Annotated in this window: 22 protein-coding genes; 11 read left to right on the top strand and 11 right to left on the bottom strand. The window is 65.2% G+C overall.

The annotated features are described in order from the left end of the window. Positions 1-26: 26 nt before the first annotated feature. The 4 genes from pyrE to rpoZ all read right to left on the bottom strand — a co-directional run bounded on the left by pyrE (position 27) and on the right by rpoZ (position 4219). Positions 27-611: an orotate phosphoribosyltransferase gene (gene pyrE, locus H0S73_RS10905; protein WP_181052174.1), complete on the bottom strand. Its 585-nt coding sequence runs from the start codon at positions 609-611 to the stop codon at positions 27-29. Positions 612-722: 111 nt separating this feature from the next. After that, the gene (locus H0S73_RS10910; RefSeq protein ID WP_181052175.1) at positions 723-1415 is read right to left on the bottom strand and encodes a gamma-glutamyl-gamma-aminobutyrate hydrolase family protein; all 693 of its coding nucleotides are present in this window, start codon (positions 1413-1415) and stop codon (positions 723-725) included. 42 nt (positions 1416-1457) lie between these two features. Continuing rightward, positions 1458-3629: a RelA/SpoT family protein gene (locus H0S73_RS10915; RefSeq protein ID WP_181052176.1), complete on the bottom strand. Its 2172-nt coding sequence runs from the start codon at positions 3627-3629 to the stop codon at positions 1458-1460. 182 nt (positions 3630-3811) lie between these two features. Then, positions 3812-4219 carry a DNA-directed RNA polymerase subunit omega gene (gene rpoZ / locus H0S73_RS10920; RefSeq protein ID WP_181052177.1) on the bottom strand — a complete coding sequence of 136 codons (408 nt, stop codon included), beginning with the start codon at positions 4217-4219 and terminating at the stop codon, positions 3812-3814. Between the two features lie 403 nt (positions 4220-4622). On the opposite strand from rpoZ, the gene fabD reads away from it, so the two are divergent. The 7 genes from fabD to gmk all read left to right on the top strand — a co-directional run bounded on the left by fabD (position 4623) and on the right by gmk (position 11299). Continuing rightward, complete coding sequence (gene fabD / locus H0S73_RS10925; RefSeq protein ID WP_181052178.1) at positions 4623-5570, top strand: ACP S-malonyltransferase; 948 nt, start codon at positions 4623-4625, stop codon at positions 5568-5570. A gap of 10 nt (positions 5571-5580) precedes the next feature. Further along, positions 5581-6318, top strand: a complete 738-nt coding sequence (gene fabG, locus H0S73_RS10930; protein ID WP_181052179.1) for a 3-oxoacyl-[acyl-carrier-protein] reductase — start codon at positions 5581-5583, stop codon at positions 6316-6318. A 234-nt stretch (positions 6319-6552) separates the two neighbouring features. Then, on the top strand, positions 6553-6789 hold the full coding sequence (locus H0S73_RS10935) for an acyl carrier protein (protein ID WP_009764365.1): 237 nt from the start codon (positions 6553-6555) through the stop codon (positions 6787-6789). A gap of 69 nt (positions 6790-6858) precedes the next feature. Continuing rightward, positions 6859-8121: a beta-ketoacyl-ACP synthase II gene (gene fabF, locus H0S73_RS10940; protein WP_181052180.1), complete on the top strand. Its 1263-nt coding sequence runs from the start codon at positions 6859-6861 to the stop codon at positions 8119-8121. A gap of 182 nt (positions 8122-8303) precedes the next feature. Then, positions 8304-9665, top strand: a complete 1362-nt coding sequence (mltG, locus tag H0S73_RS10945) for an endolytic transglycosylase MltG (protein ID WP_181054306.1) — start codon at positions 8304-8306, stop codon at positions 9663-9665. 91 nt (positions 9666-9756) lie between these two features. Continuing rightward, positions 9757-10644 (top strand): YicC/YloC family endoribonuclease, encoded by an 888-nt coding sequence (locus tag H0S73_RS10950; RefSeq protein WP_181052181.1) that lies wholly within the window; start codon positions 9757-9759, stop codon positions 10642-10644. Beyond that, the gene (gene gmk / locus H0S73_RS10955) at positions 10634-11299 is read left to right on the top strand and encodes a guanylate kinase (RefSeq protein ID WP_181052182.1); all 666 of its coding nucleotides are present in this window, start codon (positions 10634-10636) and stop codon (positions 11297-11299) included. Before H0S73_RS10950 ends, gmk begins: the two co-directional genes overlap by 11 nt. A gap of 11 nt (positions 11300-11310) precedes the next feature. Here gmk and H0S73_RS10960 read toward each other — a convergent pair whose 3' ends face one another. The 7 genes from H0S73_RS10960 to lptF form a co-directional block, all read right to left on the bottom strand. Beyond that, a complete protein-coding gene (locus H0S73_RS10960; RefSeq protein WP_181052183.1) occupies positions 11311-12423 on the bottom strand; it encodes a D-alanine--D-alanine ligase family protein in 1113 nt (370 codons plus the stop codon). Positions 12424-12613: 190 nt separating this feature from the next. Beyond that, the gene (locus tag H0S73_RS10965) at positions 12614-13273 is read right to left on the bottom strand and encodes a DUF3885 domain-containing protein (RefSeq protein WP_181052184.1); all 660 of its coding nucleotides are present in this window, start codon (positions 13271-13273) and stop codon (positions 12614-12616) included. Between the two features lie 24 nt (positions 13274-13297). Next, entirely contained in the window at positions 13298-14143 is an 846-nt protein-coding gene (gene rsmA, locus H0S73_RS10970; RefSeq protein WP_181052185.1) for a 16S rRNA (adenine(1518)-N(6)/adenine(1519)-N(6))-dimethyltransferase RsmA, read from the bottom strand. Beyond that, positions 14140-15150 carry a 4-hydroxythreonine-4-phosphate dehydrogenase PdxA gene (gene pdxA, locus H0S73_RS10975; protein WP_181052186.1) on the bottom strand — a complete coding sequence of 337 codons (1011 nt, stop codon included), beginning with the start codon at positions 15148-15150 and terminating at the stop codon, positions 14140-14142. The genes rsmA and pdxA overlap by 4 nt, the downstream gene beginning before the upstream one ends. After that, a complete protein-coding gene (locus tag H0S73_RS10980; RefSeq protein ID WP_181052187.1) occupies positions 15150-17696 on the bottom strand; it encodes an LPS-assembly protein LptD in 2547 nt (848 codons plus the stop codon). Before H0S73_RS10980 ends, pdxA begins: the two co-directional genes overlap by 1 nt. A gap of 35 nt (positions 17697-17731) precedes the next feature. Next, positions 17732-18817, bottom strand: a complete 1086-nt coding sequence (lptG, locus tag H0S73_RS10985) for an LPS export ABC transporter permease LptG (protein WP_181052188.1) — start codon at positions 18815-18817, stop codon at positions 17732-17734. Positions 18818-18819: 2 nt separating this feature from the next. Beyond that, positions 18820-19980: an LPS export ABC transporter permease LptF gene (gene lptF, locus H0S73_RS10990; RefSeq protein WP_181052189.1), complete on the bottom strand. Its 1161-nt coding sequence runs from the start codon at positions 19978-19980 to the stop codon at positions 18820-18822. Between the two features lie 203 nt (positions 19981-20183). Here lptF and H0S73_RS10995 point away from each other — a divergent pair, with 203 nt between their 5' ends. The 4 genes from H0S73_RS10995 to H0S73_RS11010 all read left to right on the top strand — a co-directional run bounded on the left by H0S73_RS10995 (position 20184) and on the right by H0S73_RS11010 (position 24859). After that, positions 20184-21674 (top strand): leucyl aminopeptidase, encoded by a 1491-nt coding sequence (locus tag H0S73_RS10995; protein WP_181052190.1) that lies wholly within the window; start codon positions 20184-20186, stop codon positions 21672-21674. Positions 21675-21741: 67 nt separating this feature from the next. After that, complete coding sequence (locus tag H0S73_RS11000) at positions 21742-22194, top strand: DNA polymerase III subunit chi (RefSeq protein ID WP_181052191.1); 453 nt, start codon at positions 21742-21744, stop codon at positions 22192-22194. A 707-nt stretch (positions 22195-22901) separates the two neighbouring features. Continuing rightward, the gene (locus H0S73_RS11005; protein ID WP_181052192.1) at positions 22902-24473 is read left to right on the top strand and encodes a S10 family peptidase; all 1572 of its coding nucleotides are present in this window, start codon (positions 22902-22904) and stop codon (positions 24471-24473) included. Then, entirely contained in the window at positions 24473-24859 is a 387-nt protein-coding gene (locus H0S73_RS11010) for a hypothetical protein (RefSeq protein WP_181052193.1), read from the top strand. The genes H0S73_RS11005 and H0S73_RS11010 overlap by 1 nt, the downstream gene beginning before the upstream one ends. Positions 24860-24863 lie beyond the last annotated feature (4 nt).

Below are 24863 nucleotides of genomic sequence, written 5' to 3' on the forward strand. Positions count from 1 at the left end.
GCCTTTGTGTGAAAATTAAACAGCTTTTATGACTTAAGGCTGCGGCTGCCCGGCTTGACCGCCGGGAGAGCGGCCATTTCGGCAGGAATTTGGTCCGGAGCATAGGCCGGAATGTCCAGCTGGACCAGGGACACCAGGGGAACGCCCAGATCCGCCTTGCCGCCGGAGCGATCGATGAGGCAGGCGGCGCCGAGAATCGTACCGGGATGCTCCCGCAGGGCGGCCAGGCATTCGCGGGAGGAGAGACCGGTCGTGACGATGTCTTCCACCATGACGACCCGGGCTCCTTCGGGAATCGTGAAGCCGCGGCGAAGGGCGAAGACCCCGTTCTCGCGCTCGACGAAGATCGCCTTGCATCCCAGATGCCGGGCCGTCTCGTAGCCCGGCACGATGCCGCCGACCGCGGGCGAGACCACGTAATCGACAGCCCCGAAACGCTCCCGGATCTTCTCGGCCAGGGCCCGGCAGACCCGTTCGGTGCGCGCGGGGTCCTGGAACACGAACATCTTCTGCAGGAAGACGGGGCTGTGCAGGCCCGATGAGAGAATGAAGTGCCCCTCCAGCAGCGCGCCTGCCGAGCGGAATTCGTCGAGAACTTCATTCTGGGTCATGGTGCGGTCTCCCTTGGCGTGGACAGGCGCTCTTTGGCAGGCCACCCTTTCGGACGCAAGGGCAATCGTGCCTGCCCGCATGCATCGATCTCCGATCCGGCCCCGGCCTGTTCAGCGGACCGCTTTAACGAAGGCGTCGAACAGCAGGCGGGATGGGTGATCCTGCGCGGCGAGGAGCTCGGGGTGCCACTGGACGCCGACGGCGAAGCGGCGGGAGGGGATTTCGATGGCTTCGATCACGCCGTCATCCGCGCGGGCGGAGATCACGGCTTGATCGGATACCTCGACCACGGCTTCCTGGTGACGGCTGTTCACGTCGAGGCGCGACGTGCCGACGATCCGCGACAGCATCGTGCCCGGCATCACCTCGACGGTGTGCATCGCGCCCCGGCTATCGTGATCGAGAATATGCGGGCCGGTTTTCCGAATCTCATGCACCATGCGCCCGCCATGGAGGCCGGCGAGCATCTGCATGCCGTTGCAGATGCCGAGCACCGGCTTGTCGCGCTCCAGGAATCCGCGCATGAGCGCCTGCTCCACGCCGAGCCGCTCCGAGGAGGGGTACCGCGATCCCTCGCCCGGGGGGTACCATTCTCCGGGAAATCTGATGCGCCCGCCGACGCTGATGAAGCCGTCGAACTCCGCCACGACGGTCTCGACCATGTCGGCGAGATAGGGGATCCCGAAGGGCATTCCACCAGCCCGATGCACGGCCTCGAAATAGGCCTTGGACACGTCGTATGCGTTGCCGCCGGCGGAGCTGTTCTCATCCATGATGACGGCGATGCGGGGCTTGGCTGACATTGAGGTGTCCTGACGCTGAGAGTTCATCCGGGCCTTCTGCCTTCAACCCGTTACGCGGTCCACGCGGCTCACGACGCGCTTGGCGCGGAGTTCCGCGATGATCGCGTTGAGGTGCTTCAGGTCCCACACCGTCAGGTCGATGGTCACGTCGGTGAAGTCCTGGGTGCGCCGCTTCATAGAGACGTTGTCGATGTTGCCGTCATGATCGGCGATGACCTGTGTGATCTGCGCGAGCGAACCGGGCTCGTTGATCGATTGCAGCTTGATGCGCGCCGGGAAACGCTGCGCGGAGCCTGATTCCAGGTCCCAGCGGACGTCGATCCAGCGATCCGGCTCGTTGTCGAAGGCCGCCAGGGACGGTGACTGGATCGGGTAGATCGTGACCCCTTCGCCGGGGGTGAGAATACCGACGATGCGGTCTCCCGGCACGGCGCCGCCTTCCGGGGCGAACCGGATCGGCATGTCCCTGTTGAGGCCGCGGATCGGAATGCCGCCCGGATTCTCGCTCGCGGCTTTCTTGCCTGCGCCGTCAAGCTGTCCGCCGCCCTTGCCGTCGGCGCCGGCACGGCGCTCGTCCAGGTAGTCGGGATAGACGGCCCGCACCACGTCGCCGGAGAACATCTCGCCCCGGCCCACCGCCGCCAGCACGTCCTCGACGGACACACGGGCCAGCCGGGGCAGGGCTCCCTTCAGCTTCTCGTCGGAGAAGGCGCGACCGGCCCGTTCGAAGGCGCGCTCGAGGATCTGATGGCCGAGGCCGGTATATTGCCGGCGCACGGCAGCCCGGGTGGCGCGACGGATCGAGGCGCGGGCCTTGCCGGTGACCACGAGCGATTCCCAAGCCGCCGGAGGCGTCTGCCCTTCGGCTCGTACGATCTCGACCTCGTCGCCGTTCTGCAGCTCCGTCAGGAGCGGCGACATGCGGCCGTTGATCTTGCAGCCGACGGCGGTGTTGCCCACGTCGGTGTGCACCGCGTAGGCGAAGTCGATGGGCGTCGCGCCGCGGGGCAGGGCAATGAGGCGCCCCTTGGGCGTGAAGCAGAAGACCTGGTCGTGGAAGAGCTCGAGCTTCGTGTGCTCGAGAAATTCCTCCGGGTTGTCGCCCTCGGCCAAGAGGTCGATGGTCCGGCGCAGCCATTGATAGGCGCGGCTTTCCGTGGCGAGGCGCGAGTTGTCGTTGACGCCTTCCTTGTAGAGGGCATGGGCGGCGATGCCGTACTCCGCCACCTCGTCCATGTCCTCGGTGCGGATCTGGAGCTCGACGCGCTGGCTGCCGGGGCCGATCACGGTGGTGTGGATCGATCGGTAGTCGTTCTGCTTGGGCGTCGAGATGTAGTCCTTGTAGCGGCCTGGGACCATCGGCCAGCTGGTATGGACGACGCCGAGTGCCCGGTAGCACTCGTCGATGGTGCTTACGATGATCCGGAAGGCGAAGATATCGGACAATTGCTCGAAGGAGACGGACTTCCGCTCCATCTTGCGCCAGATGGAATAGGGCCGCTTCTGACGTCCCGTGACCGCGGCTTCGATTCCCTGCGCCCTTAGCTTAGTCGTCAGCGTGCGCTCGATTTCCTCGACGAGCTTCTCGTTCTTGGCGGACAGCTCGTGCAGGTGGCGCTTGATGGCCTCATAGGCCTCCGGGTCGAGGTTCTGGAAGGACAGCTCCTCCAGCTCCTCGCGCATTTCCTGGATACCCATGCGGCCGGCGAGCGGAGCGTAGATGTCGAGGGTCTCTTCCGCGATGCGCTTGCGCTTCTCCGCCGGCATGAACTGGAGCGTGCGCATGTTGTGCAGACGGTCGGCCAGCTTGACGAGCAGCACCCGCACGTCGTCCGCGATGGCCAGGAGGAGCTTGCGGAAATTCTCGCCCTGGGCGGCCCGCTTGGAGACGAGGTCGAGCCGCTTGATCTTGGTCAGGCCGTCGACGAGAGCGCCGATCTGAGGCCCGAACGTCTTGTTGATCTCCTCCAGGGTCGCCTGGGTGTCCTCGACCGTGTCGTGGAGAACCGCCGCCGCGATGGTGGCGTCATCGAGCTTCAGATCCGTGAGGATCGCCGCGACTTCGAGGGGATGGCCGAAGAACAGGTCGCCGGATGCGCGCTTCTGGTTGCCATGGGCCATCATGGCATACACGTAAGCGCGGTTGAGAAGCGCCTCGTTGGCCGAGGGGTTGTAACGCTTGACCCGCTCGACAAGTTCGTACTGGCGCATCATGCGGCCGTGGTTCCCTTCGGTCCTGTTATCTGGCTGAAATGACGAAGCTATCGAAGATATTGTACAACATCTTCCATCGGCAAGCTGAATAGCTTGCCGCAGGCCGCCTATGCGCAGGCGTGGTTAAGCCGGCCAACAAAAAAGCCCGGCATCGAGCCGGGCTTTTGAAATCGTCGCGAAGCTTATTCGCGGTCGTCGTCGTCCGCGCTGCTGCTCGGGGGCACGAGGCCCTCCAGGCCGCGAAGCAGGTCTTCTTCGCTCATGCGATCGAACTGGACGTCGGCATCGTTGTCGCCGCCGGTCGAGGGCGCGGCAGCCGTGTTGCTGAGCATGGGAACGGCCTCGGCCTCCGGCTCGTCCACCTCGACGTATTTCTGCATCGAGTGGATCAGCTGCTCCTTCAGGTCATCGGGAGCGATCGTCTCCTCGGCGATCTCGCGCAGAGCCACGACGGGGTTCTTGTCGCGGTCGCGATCGATCGTCAGAGGGGAACCCGACGAAATGAGGCGGGCCCGGTGGCTTGCCAGCAGAACGAGCTCAAACCGGTTGTCGACCTTGTCGATGCAGTCTTCGACGGTCACGCGAGCCATGCGGGGCTCCTTCTTCAGTCATGAGAATAGCGGAAGGGGGATCGGATACACCGGTTGGACCGAGAAAACAAGAGGAAGCGTTCTCCGGCAGGGACTTAACCGCAGGTGCGCCCGCACACGCCCGTTCCAGGCACCTGCCGCTACAAGCGGGACCGTTATCGTGTCGGTTCGGGTGTGCGTTGACAAGCTTACGCAAGGGGCGGTTTAGGCCAGTGCATTCCATCGCGTGGCTTCTGATCATGCTTGGCATCCGGCCAGGAGGCGTCGACAGGAGTCTTCTGACCGGCTGGCGGCGCCTTATCTCATAAACAGGCCAATGCCGGCTAACGCGCTCGGCGCCTTGACTCCACGGCGTCCCGGTGCGAGTCCCGCGCGAATTCTATCAAGGAAGGGTCCGCTCCCGATGACGCGCGCATTCATTTTCCCCGGCCAGGGAAGCCAGGCTGTCGGCATGGGCAAGGCCCTGGCCGACGCCTTTCCGCAGGCCAAGGCCGTTTTCGACGAGGTGGACGAGGCTCTCTCCCAGAAGCTCTCCGCCATCATGTGGGAAGGTCCGGCCGAGGAGCTGACCCTCACGGCCAACACCCAGCCGGCCCTGATGGCCGTGAGCCTGGCGGCAATGCGGGTGCTGGAGGCCGAAGCCGGTCTCGACCTGAAGAAACACGCCGCCTTCGTGGCAGGGCACTCGCTGGGCGAGTATTCGGCGCTCGCCGCCGCCGGCAGCCTTTCCATCTCCGACACGGCCCGCCTGCTGCGGATTCGCGGCAACGCCATGCAGAACGCCGTCCCGGTGGGGCAGGGCGCCATGGCGGCGCTTCTCGGCCTGGAATACGACGCGGCCCTCGAAGTTGCCCGCGAGGCGGCCCAGGGCGAAGTCTGCGATGCGGCCAACGACAATGGCGGTGCCCAGGTGGTGGTTTCCGGCCATAAGGCGGCCGTGGAGCGGGCCGTGGCGATCGCCCAGACCAAGGGCGCCAAGCGCGCCGTGATGCTGGCCGTATCCGCCCCCTTCCATTGCGCTCTCATGCAGCCTGCCGCCGACGCCATGCGCGAGGCCCTGGCCGGCGTGACCGTGAAGGCTCCGGTGGTTCCGGTCGTGGCGAACGTGGAAGCCGCTCCGATTACAGACCCGGCGGCGATCCGGGATGCCCTCGTCCGCCAGGTCACCGGCACGGTCCGCTGGCGCGAGAGCGTGGCCGCTATGGCTGCCCAGGGTGTCGATACGTTCTACGAGGTCGGGTCGGGCAAGGTCCTGACCGGGCTCGTGAAGCGCATCGCCGCCGGGTCCACGGCCACGGCCATCGGCACCCCCGAGGATGTCGCCGCCTTCAAAGCCTCCCTGAACGCATAAGGAGCCCTGCATGTTCGATCTCACCGGCCGCAAGGCTCTCGTCACCGGCGCCACGGGCGGTATCGGCGGCGCCATCGCCCGCGCTCTCCACGCCCAGGGCGCCACCGTGACCCTGTCCGGCACCCGGCGCTCCGCCCTCGACGAGCTGGCCTCGTCCCTGGGCGAGCGGGTCCACGTCGTCGAGGCGAACCTCGCGGACAAGGATTCGGTCGAGGCCCTCGTTCCGGCGGCCGAGGCTGCCATGGACGGGCTCGACATCCTGGTCAACAACGCGGGCGTGACCAAGGACAACCTGTTCATGCGCATGAAGGACGAGGAATGGGATACGGTCATCGCCGTGAACCTGACCGCCTCCTTCCGTCTGTCGCGGGCGGCCGTGAAGGGCATGATGCGCCGCCGCTACGGCCGGATCGTCAATATCGGCTCGGTCGTGGGTTCGACCGGCAATCCGGGACAGGGCAATTATGCCGCCTCGAAGGCGGGCCTGATCGGCATGACCAAGGCGCTCGCCGCCGAGGTGGCGAGCCGCAACATCACGGTCAACTGCGTCGCGCCGGGCTTCATCGCATCGCCCATGACCGACGTGTTGAACGAGAAGCAGCGCGAGGGAATCCTCGGCACCATCCCCATGGGAAGGCTTGGCCAGGGCGATGAGATCGCCTCGTCGGTCGTTTATCTCGCCTCCGCCGAGGCCGCCTACGTGACGGGTCAAACCCTGCACGTAAACGGCGGAATGGCCATGTTCTAAAGGAACTTATCGCCTGTTCCGGAATCTGTTTGCAGGTGCCGTTCACCCCTCGCCAGACAGGATAAGCTTGTGTTAAGCATGATCCCGATCAGGTCAAAGGGGTTGACCGGCGCTTAAAAATGCGGCTTTGCACGGCGCAGGGTAGCCGTTTCAGCGTTGTCAGCTGAACAGCTGATCTAATTTGATTTCTTAATCCGCCCAATTCCTGAGGCGGCAGCCACTGAGGAAAAAACGATGAGTGACGTCGCTGATCGCGTGAAGAAGATTGTTGTCGAGCACCTCGGCGTCGAAGCCGACAAGGTGACCGACAACGCCAACTTCATCGACGACCTGGGCGCCGACAGCCTGGATACGGTCGAGCTGGTGATGGCGTTCGAGGAAGAGTTCAACGTCGAGATCCCGGACGACGCGGCTGAGACCATCGTGACGGTCGGCGACGCCATCCGCTTCCTCGAGAAGAACGCAGCCTAATAGGGCTGGAAAGGGCGTCGGGTGACTCATCCGACGCCCGAATTATATTGATCGATAGGGCAGGAATTCATGCGCCGGGTAGTTGTCACAGGTCTTGGCATGGTTACTCCGCTTGGAAGCGGGGTCGATGCCACATGGTCCCGCCTCGTCGAAGGGCAGAGCGGTGCCGGCAAGATTACGGATTTCCAGGTCGACGACCTGGCCTGCCAGATCGCCTGCCAGATCCCGCGCGGCGACGGCTCCAACGGCACCTTCAATGCCGACGAATGGATGGAGCCCAAGGAGCAGCGCAAGGTCGATCCCTTCATCGTGTATTCGATGGCCGCCTCCACCATGGCCCTGCGGGATTCCGGCTGGGAGCCCAAGACCTACGAGGACCAATGCGCGACCGGCGTGCTGATCGGCTCGGGCATCGGCGGCATCGGGGGCATCTACGAGGCTTCCGCAACGCTGATCGAGCGCGGTCCCCGGCGCATCTCGCCCTTCTTCATTCCCGGCCGGCTGATCAATCTGGCCGGCGGCTACGTGTCCATCGAGCACGGCCTCAAGGGTCCGAACCATGCGGTCGTGACGGCCTGCTCCACCGGCGCCCACGCCATCGGCGACGCGGCCCGCCTCATCGCCCTGGGCGATGCGGACGTGATGGTGGCCGGCGGCACGGAATCGCCGATCAACCGGCTTTCCATCGCGGGTTTCGCCGCCTGCCGCGCCCTGTCGACGAATTTCAACGACGATCCGACGCGCGCTTCGCGCCCCTACGACAAGGACCGTGACGGCTTCGTCATGGGCGAGGGCGCCGGCGTCGTGGTTCTGGAAGAATACGAGCACGCCAAGGCACGCGGCGCCAAGATCTATGCCGAGGTCATCGGCTATGGCCTGTCCGGCGATGCCTACCACATCACCTCGCCGTCCGAGGACGGGGACGGGGCCTATCGCTGCATGTCGGCGGCCATCAAGCGGGCCGGCATCCAGGTTTCCGAGATCGACTATGTGAACGCGCACGGCACCTCGACGCCGCTGGGCGACGAGATCGAGCTGAAGGCCATCGAGCGGATCGTCGGCAATGCGGCGGACAAGCTGACCATGTCCTCCACGAAATCGGCCATCGGGCACCTCCTGGGGGCCGCGGGCGCCGTGGAGGCGATCTTCTCGATACTGGCGATCCGGGACGGCATCGTTCCGCCGACCATCAACCTCGACAATCCCTCCGTCGAGACGGCGATCGACCTCGTGCCCAAGCAGGCCAAGCGCAAGGAGATCAACACGGCGCTGTCGAACTCCTTCGGGTTCGGCGGGACTAACGCTTCGCTCATTCTTCGTCGCGTAGCATAGCGCACCGTGCGGACCCGGAGGGCCGCGTCAGCGACGAGCGGGCCCGGTCGTCCGCGCCGACGATGCGCCACTTTCGGGTCCGATGCGAGGGCGGGGAGGCCTGTTACGGCTTTTCGCCATAATCCCTGTTAGGGTGTCGGCGGACCGGCAGGACCGCCGGCCGATACCAGAAAAGCGGCGTGATGTTCGGACGAAAGAAAAAGATCCTTCTCCCTCCTGTAGACGAATCCGATCACGGATCGGCGCAGCCCCGTCTCGCCCCCCGGTCTCCCAACGAAGCCATCAAGCCGTCGATGGCGCCGCCTCCGCCTCCGAAGCTCCGTCGCCGTCGCAGGGGAATGCTGTCCCTCCTGAGCGGCCTGCTGACGCTCTTCGTCGCCCTGGCGATTGCCGGGATCTTCGGCTTCTCCATGCTGCAGCACGAGGTGACGGTCCAGGGGCCCCTGCAGACGGACAAGGTGGTCGTCATCCCCCGCAACACCGGCACGGGCGAAATCGCCAACATCCTCAAGGAGGAGGGCGTCATCAACCAGCCGCTGCTGTTCCAGGTCTATGCCCATATCAACCGGCAGCGCGGCCAGCTGAAGGCCGGCGAATTCCAGTTCAAGGCCGGCACCAGCATCGAGGATGCCATCGACACCCTCATCCAGGGCAAGGCGATCCTGCATGCGGTGACGATTCCCGAGGGGCTGACCAGCGAGCAGATCGTCGCCCGGCTCTACGAGCACGAGATCCTCACCGGCGACGTGGCCGAAACCCCGCGCGAAGGCACGCTCCTGCCCGATACCTACAAGTTCGAGCGCGGCACGACCCGCCAGCAGATCATCGGCACCATGCAGGCGGCCCAGCGTCAGGCCATCGAGCAGATCTGGCAACGCCGCTCCAACGAACTGCCGATCAAGTCCCCGCAGGAACTCGTGATCCTGGCCTCCATCGTCGAGAAGGAGACGGGCCGGGCGGACGAGCGCACCCGTGTGGCGGGCGTCTTCATCAACCGCCTGCAGAAGCGGATGAAGCTCCAGTCGGATCCGACCATCGTCTACGGCCTTGTCGGCGGCAAAGGCACTCTCGGACGCGGCATCCTGCGCAGCGAGATCGAGGCCGCGACGCCCTACAACACCTATGTGGTCGAAGGCCTGCCGCCCGGGCCGATCGCCAATCCGGGCCGCGCCGCCCTCGAGGCCGTGGCCAACCCCTCGCGCACCAAGGATCTCTACTTCGTGGCCGACGGCTCGGGAGGCCATGCCTTCGCCGAATCGTACGAGCAGCACCAGCGCAACGTGGCGCGCTGGCGGCAGATCGAGAAGAGCCGCCCGGCGCCTGACGCCAATGATGTCGACCGGGTGGTGCCCGACGGCGAGCAGACGAACCTGCCCGCCGGTGCCGCACCCGCGCTGCGCGGCTCCGCGAATACGCAGCCCGCATCCGGGGGACGACCGGGACGCGGCTTCGATGCCAGCGAGGGCACCGATAAGGACCCGCTCAAGAACAAGAGCTTCGACCTGAACAGTACGAAGAACGTTCCGCCCCTCCGGCAGCCGTGAATCGCGCAGCCAGGATCGAGATCCTTCGTCGACACTGAGACCGGCGCGCATTATGGTCGCGCCGATTTTTCATTCCGTTCGAGGTTAGCGTATGTCCATTGCGAGCATGACCGGCTTTGCCCGTGAGGCCGGCGTCACCGGATCCTATCAATGGGCCTGGGAGCTCAAGACGGTGAACGGACGCGGGCTCGAGGTGCGCGTCCGCACGCCTTCGGGCCTCGATGCCATCGGCGAGGAAGCGCGAGGCCAGATCCTCAAGGCGCTGACCCGGGGCCAGGGCCAGCTCAACCTGACGCTCAGCAAGGCCTCTTCCGCGGCCAAGCTGCGCGTGAACCAGGATGTGCTGCAATCGCTGCTCTCGGCCATCGGCGGCCTGTCGCTCCCGGCCAACGTGCAGCCCGCCTCCCTCGATGGCCTCCTGTCCGTGCGCGGCGTGGTCGAGATGGACGATGATGCCGCCGATCCGCTGCAGGACGAGGAACTCGTGGCGGCCCTGAGGGCGGGGATCGGTGCGCTGATCGAATCCCTCAAGGCCGTGCGGCTGCAGGAGGGACAGGCGCTCGCCGCCGTTCTGGGCCAGCAGCTCGACATCATTTCCCGTCTGGTCGACGAGGCCGAAGCCGCACCCGCCCGTCAGCCCGAGGCCATTCGCGCCCGCCTGGAGGCGCAGATCGCCGAGCTGCTCGACGGCAAGAGCAGCCTCGAGCCGGCGCGGTTGCATCAGGAGGCGGTGCTCATCGCCGCGCGGGCCGACATCCGCGAGGAGCTCGACCGTCTGCGCGCCCATGTGGATGCCGCGCGCGGCCTGGTGCAGGAGGGCGGATCGGTCGGGCGAAGGCTCGATTTCCTGGCGCAGGAATTCGGCCGCGAGGCGAATACCCTGTGTGCGAAGGCCAACGACGTGTCCCTCTCGCGGATCGGGCTTGAATTGAAGGCCGTAATCGAGCAATTCCGCGAGCAGGTTCAGAATGTGGAGTGATGCGGTGAGCCAGGATTCGAAATCTCCCGTCGGCCGTCGCGGCCTCATTCTCATTCTGTCGTCGCCCTCCGGCGCCGGTAAGACCACGCTGACGCGCAGCCTCGTGGAAGAGCGCGCGGGGGTCCTGTCCGTTTCCGTGACGACCCGTCCCAAGCGCCCCTCCGAGATCGAGGGAAGGCACTATCACTTCATCGACGTGGAAGAGTTCCTGGCGATGCGGGATCGCGACGAGCTCCTGGAATGGGCCGAGGTGCACGGCAACTTCTACGGCACACCGCGCAAGCCGGTGGAGAAGCCCCTGGCCTCCGGCCAGGACATGATCTTCGACATCGACTATCAGGGGCCCCGCCAGGTCCGGCAGAAGCTGCCGGACGACGTGGTGACCGTCTTCGTACTGCCGCCGAGCTTCAAGGAATTGAAGGCGAGGCTCGAACGCCGGGCGGAGGACGCCCCCGAGGTCATCGCCAAGCGGCTCGCCAATGCCCGCGTCGAGATGGAGCGCTGGGTCGAGTACGATTACGTGATCGTCAACGAGGATCTCGGCAAGTCGTTCGAGAGCCTGAAGGCCATTCAGGCGGCCGAGCGCCTCAAGCGCGAGCGCCTCGTCGGCCTATCCGAGTTCGTCGAAGGCTTGCTCGCCGAGAAGATCGACTGAGCGTTTCCCTCTTAAACCAGTGCGAACGCGTTCCGGCGCTCATGGCGGGCGATGGCATGCCCGATCAGCACTTCCATCAGCTCGTTCTGAGGCAGGCCGCCGGCCTCCCAGAGCTTCGGGTACATGCTGATCGCCGTGAAGCCCGGCAGGGTGTTCACCTCGTTGATGAAAAGGCCATAGTCGTTCCTGGGATCCAGGAAGAAGTCGACGCGGGCCAGTCCCTCGCAGGCGAGCGTCCTGAAGGTTGCGACGGCAAGATCCTGAATGCGACCAGCCGCGGCCGATGAGAGCTCCGCCGGGATGCGCAGGAGGGCGCCGTCCGCATCGATATACTTGGCGTCGTAGCTGTAGAACCCGTGGCTGTCGGCCGGCACGATCTCGCCCAGCGGCGAGGCGCGGACCTCGCCGGACGCGTCCTCCAGTACCGAGCACTCGATTTCCCGGGCGCCCGTGACGCTGCGCTCCACGAGCACCTTGCCGTCGTAACGGAAAGCACGCTCGCAGGCCCTGTCGAATTCTTCCGCCGACGAGGCGCGGGACACGCCGACGGACGAGCCCATATTGGCCGGCTTGACGAAGAGATCGGCCGTTCCGAGCGCATCCACGGCAGCCTTGTAATCGACGCGATTGCGCGAAGTCAGCGTCAGGAACGGCACCACCGGAAGGCCGCTGTCGCGGAGCAGCCGCTTGGCGATGTCCTTGTCCATGCCGGCAGCGGAGCCCATGACGCCCGAGCCCACATAGGGAACATTGGCCAGTTCGAGAAAGCCCTGAACCGTCCCGTCCTCGCCGTTGGGTCCATGGAGCACGGGCACGACCGCATCGAGGCTCAGGGATCGCGACGCCTCGGCGCCGTTCAGCACGATCATCTCGCCGGCTCCTCCGGGGAGGAGGGCCACCTGCGGAGCGCCTTCAGGGATTTCCAGGGATTGCGCACCCCTTCCGCCGCCATTGCCGCTGTCGCAGAGAAGCCAGCGCCCATCCCGGCCGATGCCGATGGGGACGATGTCGTAGCGGTCGGGATCGAGAGCGCGCAGGACATTGGCCGCCGACAGCTTGGAGACCTCGTGCTCCGCAGAGCGCCCCCCGAACAGAAGCCCGATCGTCTTGCGCGGCTGCGACATTCCCGCCTTCTCCTCTCGCGGCCGGTTGAGCCGCTCACGATGATCCAATCATGGAAGGGTGCGGTTAAGGTCTCATGAAGAGGAGCCTCCGCGCCGGTCCAGCGGCTTCATATAGGCGGAAATGGCGGGAGGGCGAGCGGTGTGCGGATGCCTCAGCCGTGTCGGTGCTCACCTTATCGAATAAAGCCCATCATGGTCCAAGGGATAGGTGGCCGAAGGTATTCTCCATCTTGGACCTGTCCCATTCCAGCAGCCAACCGTTGAATTGTTCGTAAAGGGCGAGAAGAGCTTCCGGGCGCTTGGCAACAACATCCATGCCACGGTCATCATAGACGTGGAGAATAATACCCTTCGTTAGATCGACGACGTAAATTTTGGTCCAACGAGATTTGGGGGTGACTGCCTGTTCGGCTGAAATCGATGCCCATAGGAGCGTGTCAATATCAGGCGAGAGGGCGACTCGATCTACCCAATGCCAGTAGCGATACAACTCATCGTCGTCTTCAGCAGCGACCTTGTAATAGGGACCAAGGGGGTTTTCGAAGCCAAGATCTAATAGATCTTGGCTCGGCCTGCGTTCGCGCCGCCCTCGATATTTCCCGCCAGAGTACGAGACGATCGCGCTCACATGGTCGGAAGTGTCAAAGAGGAAATGGGCAACGGATCTGGCTCGATCCAGTGCTTGAAGAAAGCGCGGGATTGGCGAGGTTCGAGAGTCATAGATCTCGCCTCCAAGTTCAAAACGGAGAGCGTACTCGAATTCGTAAAACATGGCATGCGGCAACTCCCGCACACCGAATACAGCAGCAAGATTGTCGAAGGGAGAAGCGCTTCCGGCAGATAACTGCATGAGCGTCTAAGAATTATAGAAACGCTATCTCATGTCAAATGCATTCGCCAAGGCCACATATCCCTCGACCGGGATGTTCTCAGCGCGGATCGTTTCGTCGAGGCCTGCCGCTTTGATGAGCGAGGCCGGGTCGGGGGCGATGGACTTCAGGCTCTGGCGCAGCATCTTGCGGCGCTGCCCGAAGGCCGCGCGGGTGACGGCTTCGAGGGCGCCGATGCGGCAGGGCAGCGGGTTGGCCCGTGGGGTGAGGTGCACGATGCTCGACGTGATCTTCGGCGGCGGCACGAAGGCGGAGGGCGGCACGTCGAAGAGGATGCGGGCCTCCGTCCGCCAGCCGCAGAGAACGCCGAGCCTGCCGTAGTTCTTCGGATCGCTTTCGTCCGCGACGATGCGCTCCGCGACCTCGCGCTGGAACATGAGAGTAAGCGAGGACCACCACGGCGGCCAGGCCCCGCCGGTGAGCCACCCGGTCAGGAGGGCCGTGCCGACATTGTAGGGCAGGTTGGCGATGATGCGCACGAGCCCGTCGCCGACCAGGGGGCGTGGGTCGAATGCCAGCGCGTCGGCTTCGATCACCTCCAGCCGCCCCGGATAACGATCGGCGATCTCGGCGAGGGCGGGCAGGCAGCGGCTGTCGCGCTCGATGGCGATGAGCTTCTTCGCGCCCGCCGCCAGGATGGCGCGGGTGAGGCCGCCGGGGCCCGGGCCCACCTCGATGACGGTCGCGTCCTCCAGCGGCCCCGCCGAGCGGGCAATGCGGCTGGTGAGGTTGAGGTCGAACAGGAAGTTCTGGCCGAGCGATTTCTTGGCCATCAGCCCGTGGGTCCGCACGACTTCGCGCAGCGGGGGGAGATCGTCGATCTGGCTCATGGGCTCCCCAGGCGGGCAGCAAGCTTCAGGGCCGCCATGAGGCTGTCGGGGCGGGCGATGCCCTTGCCGGCGATGTCGAAAGCCGTGCCATGATCGGGCGACGTCCGCACGAAGGGAAGCCCGAGCGTCACGTTGACCGCCTCGTCGAACGCGATCGTCTTGATCGGGATCAGGGCCTGGTCGTGATACATGGCAAGGGCTGCGTCGTACCGGCTGCGCGCGCGGGCGTGGAACATGGTGTCCGCCGGCAGCGGGCCTGTCACGTCGATTCCATCCGCCCGAAGGATGTCGATGGCCGGGACGATGACGGTCTCGTCCTCGGTTCCCATGGCTCCGCTTTCGCCCGCGTGGGGATTGAGCCCGGCGAGGGCGAGCCTCGGGTTCTCGATGCCGAACCGCTGCCGCAGCTCCCGAGCGACGATCCGCCCCGTGAGGACGATCAGGTCCGTGGTCAGGGCCGAGGGCACGTCCGCCAAGGGGATATGCACCGTGACGGGGACGACGGCGAGTTCCGCGCTCCACAACATCATCACCGGGTGATAGGCCTCCGGGTCGCCTTCCGAAGCGAGAGCCGCGAGAAACTCCGTGTGGCCCGGGTGCCGGAAGCCTGCCTGGTAGAGCACGTGCTTGGCGATGGGGTTCGTCACGACGGCCGCCGCCGTCCCCGCCCGGACGAACCGAACGGCCGTCTCGATGGATTCGATGACCGATGGAGCATTGGCCCGGTCGGGCTTGCCCGCCTCGGCTGAAACCGGAGCGCTCAGCGGAATGACGGGAAGCGAGCCGGAAAAGGCGGATTGGATCTGGTGTGGTTCGACGGCCGCGATGGGAACGTCCCAGCCATGGCTCTTCGCGACGTGACCGAGATGCCCGGGATCGCCGACGATCCCGAAAGCCGGAAGAGACTCTGCATCTCGTTCCAGCCAGGCTCTCAGGCTCAGTTCGGGTCCGATCCCGGCTGGATCACCCTGCGTCAGGAGGAGAGGAGGGCGCTGATGGAGCCCCATCACTGGGCGGATACACCTTCGTCGGAAGTTAGGCCGCTGAGGTTCTGAGTATAGCCCACTTCGCCGAGCGAGCGGAACTCGAGCGTGAACGCGATGGTTTGATTCTGGCTCTTCTCACCCGAATTCCGCACCACCTCGCGCGGCGTCACGCTGTAGCTGAGCGAGAATGTGGTGCACTCGTCCATATAGCCGATCCCGAGCGACATGCCGCTGACATAGGCGACGTTCTGCCGGTTATAGACGGCCGTTTCGGGGTTGATGGCGAACTGGGTCTGGTAGGTCTCGCGCGCTAGGAGATAGCGGTCGAGATCGAGGAGGACAGAGCCGGACACGTACCAGTTCGGCGTGATGTCCCACCGGGCCGTTCCGAGCAGGCCTTCGCGCCGCAGCGGGAACCCGATGGCGGGCTGGGCCGCATAATTGGCATAGGTCAGCGAGGTCGAGACCGGCAGGTAGGGATTGAAGTTCGCCCTGAAGCCGGCTTCGAGCCGGTTCAGGCCGAAGTCTTCCTGGTCGAAGCGCGCACGGGTCACGAAAGCGAAGTTCGCATTCGGAGAGATCTGGAAGCGGCCCACATAATCGGATGCACGGGAATCGAGCCCCGAATCCAATCCCACATTGGCGAGATCGGGCTGCCGGAACGAGTTGCGGCCGGCGATCTGATAGGACTGCCCGAAGAGAACGTTCGCGTAGAAGTCGTCTGCGCCGGTCACGGTGTACTGGATGCCGACATTGGCGCGCACGCCTCCCTCGACCCGGTCGTAGCCGGAGAACTTGTCCCAGTCGAACAGGGAGGTGTCGTCGAACACGAGGCTCTGGGCGTCCTCGTTGGGGAGATTGCCGATCCTGGTCTCGTTCGGACGGGCGATCACCTGGGCGATCGGCTCGAGGATCTGCTTGCCGGAGCTGCCCAGGCTGGCGATGAAGGGATAGCGATACTCGACGCCGACCGCCGGCATGGCACGGAAGAGATAATCGTCTCCCGTATCGATGAAGTTGGCGAGCTGCGGGTTCTGGTAACCGGCGAAATCCGGCGCAATCCAGAAATTGTCGGCCCGCACATAGGCGAACGGCGTCCAGACCTGACCGATCGGGTCGACGAACTCACGGCGCCAGGAGGCGGTGACCGACGCCCGGGAGGTCGAGCCGCTGATGCCGCGGACGAGGCAGGAGGCGCGATCGAACACGAGGCAGGTCTGAGCCACGCCGAAAGTGGTCGTGTTGGCGACCGACAGCGGATTGTACTGGGCGGCCTCGCGCGAGAGGTGCGTCACGTTCACGTCGAGGGCGAACTCGCCGCCGATGGTCGGAGGCGTGAAGCGCTTGTTGTAGTCCAGGACCGGGGCGACGAGGGGCTGTTGCTTCTGCCAGTCGGCGCTCGACAGGGTCTGGAAGTAATAGCCGCGCATGTCGAAGAACGAGCGGTCTCCCTGACCCTGGAGATACAGGGTCGAGATCGATTCCTTGACGTAGTACGAGCTGAGGCTCTCGCTGTGGATCTTGTAGTTCGACAGGAACCACTTGTCGGAGAGCAGGGCGATGTCCCAGCCCCAGCGCCAGTTCTGGTTGATGTAGAAAAGGCCGGTCGTCTCCAGCGAGCCGCGGAAGTCACGGTCTCCGGCGCCATACGGAGACCGGAGGAAGGCTTCGGGCTCCTGCTGCGAGATCCCGGCGGCCCGGACGGTATAAACGCCGTTGTCGAGCCGGTGGCGCCATTCGGCCTGGGCGAGAAGGCCCTGCCGGCTCAGATAGGTCGGGTTGAGCGTCAGGTCGTAGTTCGGTGCGATCGCCCAGAAGAACGGCACGGAGGCGCCGTAGCCGAGGGAGCTGGAATAGACGTAACGCGGCGACAGGAAGCCCGTCTTGCGCTTGACCGTCGGATCGGGCGTCCAGAAATACGGCATGTAGGCGACCGGGATGCCGAGGAGCTCAAGGGTCGCATCCTCGTAATAGATCGTCCGTTCGCTGTTGTTGTGAATGATCTTGGCGGCTTTGACCTGCCAGAGGGGAGGCCGTTCCGGATTGTCTTTACAGGGTTCGCAGGCGGTATAAGTCCCGCGCTCGAACACCGTCGTCTCGCCCTCGGCGCGCTCGGCCCGGGGGGCGGAGAATCGGGTCGTGAGCGGGCGGCCCTGCTCGACGGTGGTCTGGACCACCCTCAGGGAATCGATGAAGCCGTTCTTGAAGTCGTCCGTCAGCTCGAAGCGGTCGCCCGTGGCGACGGTGCCGGTGGCATCCGTCAGGCGGGCATTGCCTTCGGCGAAGACGCGGCCGGTGTTCCGGTCATAGGTGACCCGGTCGGCCTGGAGGGTGCGGCCCTGGTAATTCATCTGCACGTCGCCCGAGGCGGCGATCGTGTTCTTGTCGTTGTCGTAAACGATTTCCTTAGCGTCAACGAGAAGACGGTCCTGGCCCGCTCCGGACTTGGCACGCCCGGCGATGGCCTCGTTCAGGGTGGCCTGGGCGAGCGCAGGCACAGACCCAGCAGCTAAAAGAGCCGCTGCGATCGCAGACGTTGCGATCGTTGTCTTAAGCCGCTGCCGCATCCCCACTCCTTAACAAACCTTTTTACCGAGGCCGGTCAGCCGTCCTCTTGATGCAATAACGCCAAGGTCCCTAACAGACTGCCTACTACAGCTGGGAACCAGGCTGCAACAAGGGAACTGATGATTCCGGCGGCGCCAAGCTCCGCCATAAGCTCCGTCGCGACATAAAGCATGAAGCCGGCTGCGACGCCACCCAGAACCATCATCGCTACACCACCAAATCGAAAGAATCTTAACGATACGGATGCGGCCACGAAGACCATGGCGATGAACAGCAGCGGACGGGCCAGAAGCAGGTCGTAATGGAGCTGGTAAGCCGTGGTGTTGATATCCGCCTGCGCCATGCGCTGGATGGTGTCCTTGAGGTCCCAGAACGGAACCGCATCGGGATCGATGAAGCTCTGTCGAACCTGCGAGGGCTGGAGGTTCGACGCGATCAGGTAACGGTCATGTGATTGGGGCTCTTCGGTGGCCGAGAGGATACGGACATCCTTCAGCTCCCAGAAGCCCTCGTGCAGGGTCGCTTCCTTGGCCTCGACCCGGTGGGTGAACACGCCCGCCTGATCGAAGGCATAGACCGTCACGCCGTAAAGGGTCGGGCTGTCGGTGGCCGAGCTGTCGCCGCGAAGGATCGCCTGTCCGTCCTGGCTCCTCTGGCGGATCCAGATCGGCTTGTCCCGGCTCTGAGTCGGCCGGGAGAAGGTCTGCGTCTCCAGGGTGGAGGCCCGCTGCTTGAGGATGGCCGAAACCGGGTTGTAGACCGTCACGGACAGGATGCCGATCAGGAGGGCGATCAGGAGTCCCGGCTGGAGGAACTGCCATGCGGAAATGCCGGCCGCCCGCGCCACCACCAGCTCGAGCTTGCGGCTGAGCTGGAGGAGGGCGGCCATGCTGCCGAACAGCACCGCGAAGGGCATGACCTGCTCGGCGATGGCCGGCGTCCGGAACAGGGCGAGCTGGGCGATCACCGCGGGCGTCGCGGCCGGCGCATCGCCCGCCCGGCGCATGAGTTCCACGAAGTCCAGGGTATAGACGAGGGTGAAGACGGTCGCGAAGACGAGGAAGATGGTCTTGATGAACTGTCGCGAGAAATAAGACCCGAGGGTGCGGCCGATCAGCATGGTCAGGCCTTCTGAGCTGCGGGGGAGCGCGACGGAAGCAGGTTGCGGATGGCCGCGTTGAGCTTCGCCTGTGCGGATCGCATGGCCGGTCCCTTGAAGATGAACAGGAGGCCGACGAGAATGCCCGCCAGGGGGACGCCATAGACGGCGAACACCGCCGTCGCGGTCCGCGCGACGGCGCTCGATGCGGCAAAGCCGAGAATTCTCAGCAGCACGATGGCGATGACCGCGCCCGCGATGGCGAGCCCGCGCCCCTGGCGGGTCGTTCTGGCTTCGCCAAGGGCCGCGAAGGCGATGACCATCATGGCGAGCGGATAAAGCCAGGACGACAGGCGGTCATGCAGCTCGGCCCGGAAGCGCCCGCGCTGCTCCTGGTAGATGAACTCGCTCTTGTCGGGGAAGAGGAGCTGGGTCGTGCTTCGCTCGCGCGGCTTGTAGACGACGTCTCCGCCCTCCTTGCTGAAGGCGGAAAGGTCGACCGCATAGCGCTCGAAGGCCACGATCGACGAGTCGCGGCTGTTGGGTTCCTTGCGCTGGACGCTGCCCTTCTGGAGCACGAGATAGGCGTTGCCGTTCTGTTCGACGGTCTGTCCGCGCTCGGCCAGGTAGACGATGGCTTTGTCCTTGTCCCGCAGATCTTCCATGAAGATCCCGAGGAGGGCGTCCCCCGAGCGCTCCCGGTAATGGAACGTGAAGCCGCTCTCCAGGGTGATGAACTGGCCTTCCTTGGCCATGGTGCCCACGAAATCGGCCCTGATCTTCGTGAAAAGCTGGCGCAGCTCCTGGAAGCTCGCGGGCATGAGATAGACCGAGATGACGACCACGACGGCGCACACGAAGGTGGCCAGGGCCAGGAAGGGCCGCAGGAGGCGCTGCGGCGGCATGCCGCCGGCGCTCATGACGATCAGCTCGGAATCGCCGTTCAGCTTGTTCAGGGTGTAGATCGTCGCCAGGAACAGGGCCACGGGCGCGATGACGTTGATCAGGGCGGGCAGGGACAGCCCCGTCACCGTCAGGAAGATTACGATGGTCTGACCCTTGCCGGTCAGCAGGTCGAGCTCGCGCAGAGCCTGCGTGATCCAGATCACGCCCGTCAGGGCGACGAGGCACGCGAGGAAGGCATTGAAGGTGTTCTTCAGAATATAGCGTTCGAGAAGTGTCATAAGGCCCTTCGCCCCCGGGCGGCGGAGCCCTGGGTATCGTGTCGCATCGTCTCAGGCAAGATGGCCCTGTTCAACAACCCGGGATTGCGCCGATTTCACGGCAGCTTCCCCGTGCCTTAGCCCGCCATATGATATATGTCCCCATCGTCAGCGTCGCAGCCGGCCCCAAGACCGGTGATGTGCATCAGAACAACGAGGATTTCATGGCCGACAGCTTCAAGATCGACTTCCAGGCCCACGGCAAGGTCGAGACCGGCGATCTCATCGTCTTCGTCGGGGACGATCTCAAGCCTTCCGGCGCCGTCGCGGCGCAGCTGGGCCAGAAGGCCGTCGACCTCATCGCCAAGGCCGCGGCCGCCGAGACCTTCAAGGGCAAGGCGAAATCCGCCATGTCCATCGTGGTGCCCGCCGACCTGTCGGTCGATCGGCTGATCGTGATCGGATTGGGCGGGGAGAAGGACCGGCCCGCCGTCGATTTCGTCCAGCTCGGCGGCCTGATCGCCGGAAAGGCGAACGGGAAGCTCGCGACGGTCGTGCTGGACCTGCCCGGGATCGAGGTCGCCCCGGAGGCGGCCGCCGAAATCGCGCTCGGCGCTCAGCTGCGCCGCTACAGCTTCGACCGCTACAAGACCAAGAAGGACGACAACGACGCCAAGAAAGGCGGCCGCCTCGTCTTCAGCGTGGCCGATCCCGCCGCGGCCAAGAAGGCCTACGAGGCCCGTGAGGGCATCGAGCAAGGCGTCGTCATCGCCCGCGACCTGGTCAACGAGCCGCCGAACGTGCTCGGTCCCCAGGAATTCGCCGCCCGCGCCCAGGAACTGGGCAAGCTCGGGGTCGAGGTCGAGATCCTCGACGACGAGGCCATGAAGAAGCTCAGCATGAACGCGCTTCTCGGAGTCGCGCAGGGCTCCGTGCGCGGCGGCCGGGTCGCCATCATGCGCTGGAACGGCGGAAAGGCCGACGAGAGCCCCATCGCCTTCATCGGCAAGGGCGTGGTGTTCGATTCGGGCGGCATCTCGATCAAGCCGGGCGCCGGCATGGAGGACATGAAGGGCGACATGGCGGGCGCCGCCTGCGTCGTCGGCCTCATGCATGCGCTTGCGAGCCGCAAGGCGAAGGCCAATGTGGTCGGCGCCATCGGCCTCGTCGAGAACATGCCCGACGGTAATGCCCAGCGTCCCGGCGACATCGTCACCACTATGTCGGGCCAGACCATCGAGATCATCAACACGGACGCCGAGGGCCGGCTCGTGCTGGCGGACGTGCTCTGGTACGTGCAGGACCGCTTCAAGCCGAAGTTCATGGTCGATCTCGCGACCCTCACCGGCGCGATCCTCGTGGCCCTGGCGCAGGAATATGCAGGCCTCTTCTCGAACAACGACGAGCTTGCCGAGCGCCTGACGGCGGCCGGCAAGGCGACGGGCGAGCGGGTTTGGCGCATGCCCCTGGGGCCTGAATTCGACAAGATGATCGAATCCAAGTTCGCCGACATGAAGAACTCCGCAGGCCGCTTCGGCGGGTCGAGCACGGCCGCGGCCCTGCTCCAGCGCTTCGTCAACGACGTGCCCTGGGCCCATCTCGACATTGCCGGTACGGCCATGGGCTCGCCGGCCACCGAGATCAACAAGGGCTGGAGCTCCGGCTGGGGCGTGCGCCTCCTCGACCGTCTGGTCCGCGACCATTACGAGGCCTGAGCACGATGGCGGGAAGGGACCTCTGGCGCGCTGCCGCCGTTGCGGCCGCAAGGAATTGTGATCCGCGATGACCGAGGTCCTCTTCTATCACCTCCAGCATCAGCCGCTCGAGGCCGTGCTGCCCACGCTCCTGCAGAAGACGCTGGAGCGGGGGTGGCGCGCGGTCGTGCAGGCGGTGACCGAGGAGCGCATGTCCGCCCTCGACGATCACCTGTGGACATTCACCGACGAAAGCTTCCTGCCGCACGGCACCGACCGCGAGGCTCATGCGGCGGACCAGCCGATCCTCATCACCCTGTCGGGCGACAATCCCAACGGCGCCTCGATCCGCTTTCTCGTGGAGGGCGCGGATCTGCCGGGCGACATCACGGCTTACGAGCGGCTGGCGATCCTGTTCGATGGAAACGACGTCCAGGCCCTCGCGGTCGCGCGCGACCAATGGCGCGCCGTGAAGGAGGGCGGCCATGCGGCAACCTACTGGCAGCAGGACGAGAACGGACGCTGGCAGCGGAAGGCTTGAGGCAAGGGGAGGATCTCCGAGAGGTTCTCGGGATGAGGGCGAATGTTTCCCTCTTGACCCGTCTGTCATCGCAGGCCTCGTGCCGGTGATGACATGAACCCGCCACGTCATGGTCCGTCCGACGGCATGACACCCTCCACGTCATGGCCGGGCCTTGTGCCTGGCATCCCGCGTCTGTGAGGCGCCCCGCCGTTCCGATCGGGATCACCGGCACGAGGCCGTGTTGACGTCGATGGGATGACCAGGCGATGTTATGTTCTCACTTTGTTCTTGACAGGGCGGACAAGCTCGGCTATATCGTTCGCATCCCCGCCCGCCGAGGGGCGCGCTCGCGAGGCGTCAGCCAGTGCGGGGCGGGAGGCGGTCCCGCCGCAGGTCTCGCACACCTGTGGTCGCGGGAGGTCGACCTTGGGGGCTCCCCAGCTGGTCCACCTGAAAAGAACCGCGTGCGAGGCGCCGTCCGGCTCTTCCACTCTCACACTCACAGCGAGCCGGGCGATGCACCGCACCCTCCCTCGACTGACCTTCAGGCTCGCAGCACACGCTGCGGGCCACAAGGTGCTGGCTCTTTGATACAGATCATCGCTACGTCCGCTCCGTCATGGCCCAAGCAGATGAGGTGGCTGAACACGAAGACTTCATCGCTTCCAAACTTGCAACGGGAGGGATGCTCTCCAGTTTCACGCAGGCCATACAAGGATGTCCCGATGATCCGAGCGACGCGTCTTCCTCTCTATGCCGCCCTTGTCCTCTCCCTGGCGATGCCCCTGGCTGCGGGCGCGCAGGAGCAGTCGGGCAATCGGGACCAGCAGGCGCAAGGCCAGCAGGAGGCTCGCCGGCCGCAGCCGCAGGCGAGGAACGCACAGGCCCTGCCGCCGGAATCGGTGACCCGCCACAGCCTGCAGCTCCCGGGCCGGGCCCTGTCCTTCACCGCGACGGCGGGCCACCTGACCCTCACGGACCAGCAGGGCGCGCCTCAGGCCGAGATCGGTTTCGTGGCCTATACGCGCGACGATGCGGATCCGGCGACGCGGCCGGTGACGTTCGCCGTGAACGGAGGGCCGGGTGCGTCATCGGCCTATCTGCATCTTCTCGCCATCGGCCCCTGGCTCCTGCCGATGGACGGGACGACGATCAGCCCCTCGGCTCCGACGGCCCTCGTGCCCAACGCCGAGACCTGGCTCGATTTCACCGATCTCGTGTTCATCGACCCGCCCGGCACCGGCTACAGCCGCGTGGTCGGTGGCGATCAGGTACGGGATCGGATGTATTCCGTGCAGGGCGATATCGATGCTCTCGCGGCCGTGGTGATGCGCTGGCTGAAGGAGAAGAACCGGCTCACCTCGCCGAAATTCTTCGTCGGCGAGAGCTATGGCGGTTTCCGCGGACCGCTGCTCGCTCAGAAGCTGCAGAGCGACCAGGGCATCGGCTTCAGCGGGCTCGTCCTCGTCTCGCCTGTCTTTGATTTCGACTGGCTCGAGCAGGGACATGCCGGCGCTCCCTGGACCAACGCGGCGCTCCTGCCGTCGCTTGCCGCCGCGAGGCTCGCGCGCAACGGCACCGTGTCTCGCGACGCGCTGAAGGACGCGGAGACTTATGCGTCGGGCGAGTATCTCGTCGATCTGATGCGCGGCTTGCAGGACAAGGATGCCGTGGAACGGATCAGCCGCCGCGTGGCGGAATTCAGCGGGCTCGATCCCGAACTGACGCGCCGTCTCGCGGGGCGTATCGACATGCGCACAATCCAGCGGGAGCTGCGGCGCGGATCGTCGGAAGTGGTCAGCGCCTACGATACCAATGTGGCCGGTGCCGATCCCAACCCGACGTCCCAGTCCTCGCGCTTCGAGGATCCGGTGCTCGATGCAATGACCGCGCCTCTGACGAGCGCGATCATCCATCATCTGACCGGCACGTTGAACTACAAGGCCGAAGGGCGCTACAACCTGCTGAACGGATCGGTCACCGGCGCATGGCGATGGGGCGGCGGCCGCAGCGGTCCTGAAAACCTCGACGAATTGCGCCAGGCCCTCTCCCTCGACGGCAAGCTGCGCGTCCTCGTCGCCCACGGCTTCACCGATCTGGTGACGCCGTATTACGCCTCTCAGCTTCTTCTCAACCAGCTCCCCGAACTTGGTCCTGCGAAGCGTGTGGCTTTGAGTGTTTACGACGGCGGTCACATGTTTTATTCGCGGGAGGCGTCGCGACAGGCCTTCAGGAGCGATGTGCAGCGGCTTTTCGAACAGGCCCTGCAGGCGAGGGCGTCCGATAACGGGGATTGATGGTGATGCATGTAAAGGTTCTCTCGGGCGTCGCTTTCGTGGCGTTGGTTCTGGCCGGCTGCACGAGTACGAGCTCTGCGCCGCCTGCTCCGGCCATGATGGCGTCGGCTCCCGCGCCTTCGGCGTCCCTGGGGCCCAAGATCGACGGCCCCGTGCTCGGGCCGGACGGCCAGTGCACCGTCAGGGCCTGGGGAACGGCCACCGCCATCGAACCCGGCATCACGGAATGCGATCTCGTGCGCCTGAAGGGCAAGCCCGCGACCGATGTGCTCGTCGGCGAGAGCGGCAAGGGACAGCGCGAGGTGCAGGTGCTCTATTCGGAGCCCGGCGGGCGCGAGCTTTATTTCTTCGTGAACAACAGGCTCGACCGGGTGGTGAAGCCGTAAGGGT

Origin of the sequence: Microvirga mediterraneensis, from assembly GCF_013520865.1 — a bacterium.
Lineage (GTDB): Bacteria > Pseudomonadota > Alphaproteobacteria > Rhizobiales > Beijerinckiaceae > Microvirga > Microvirga mediterraneensis.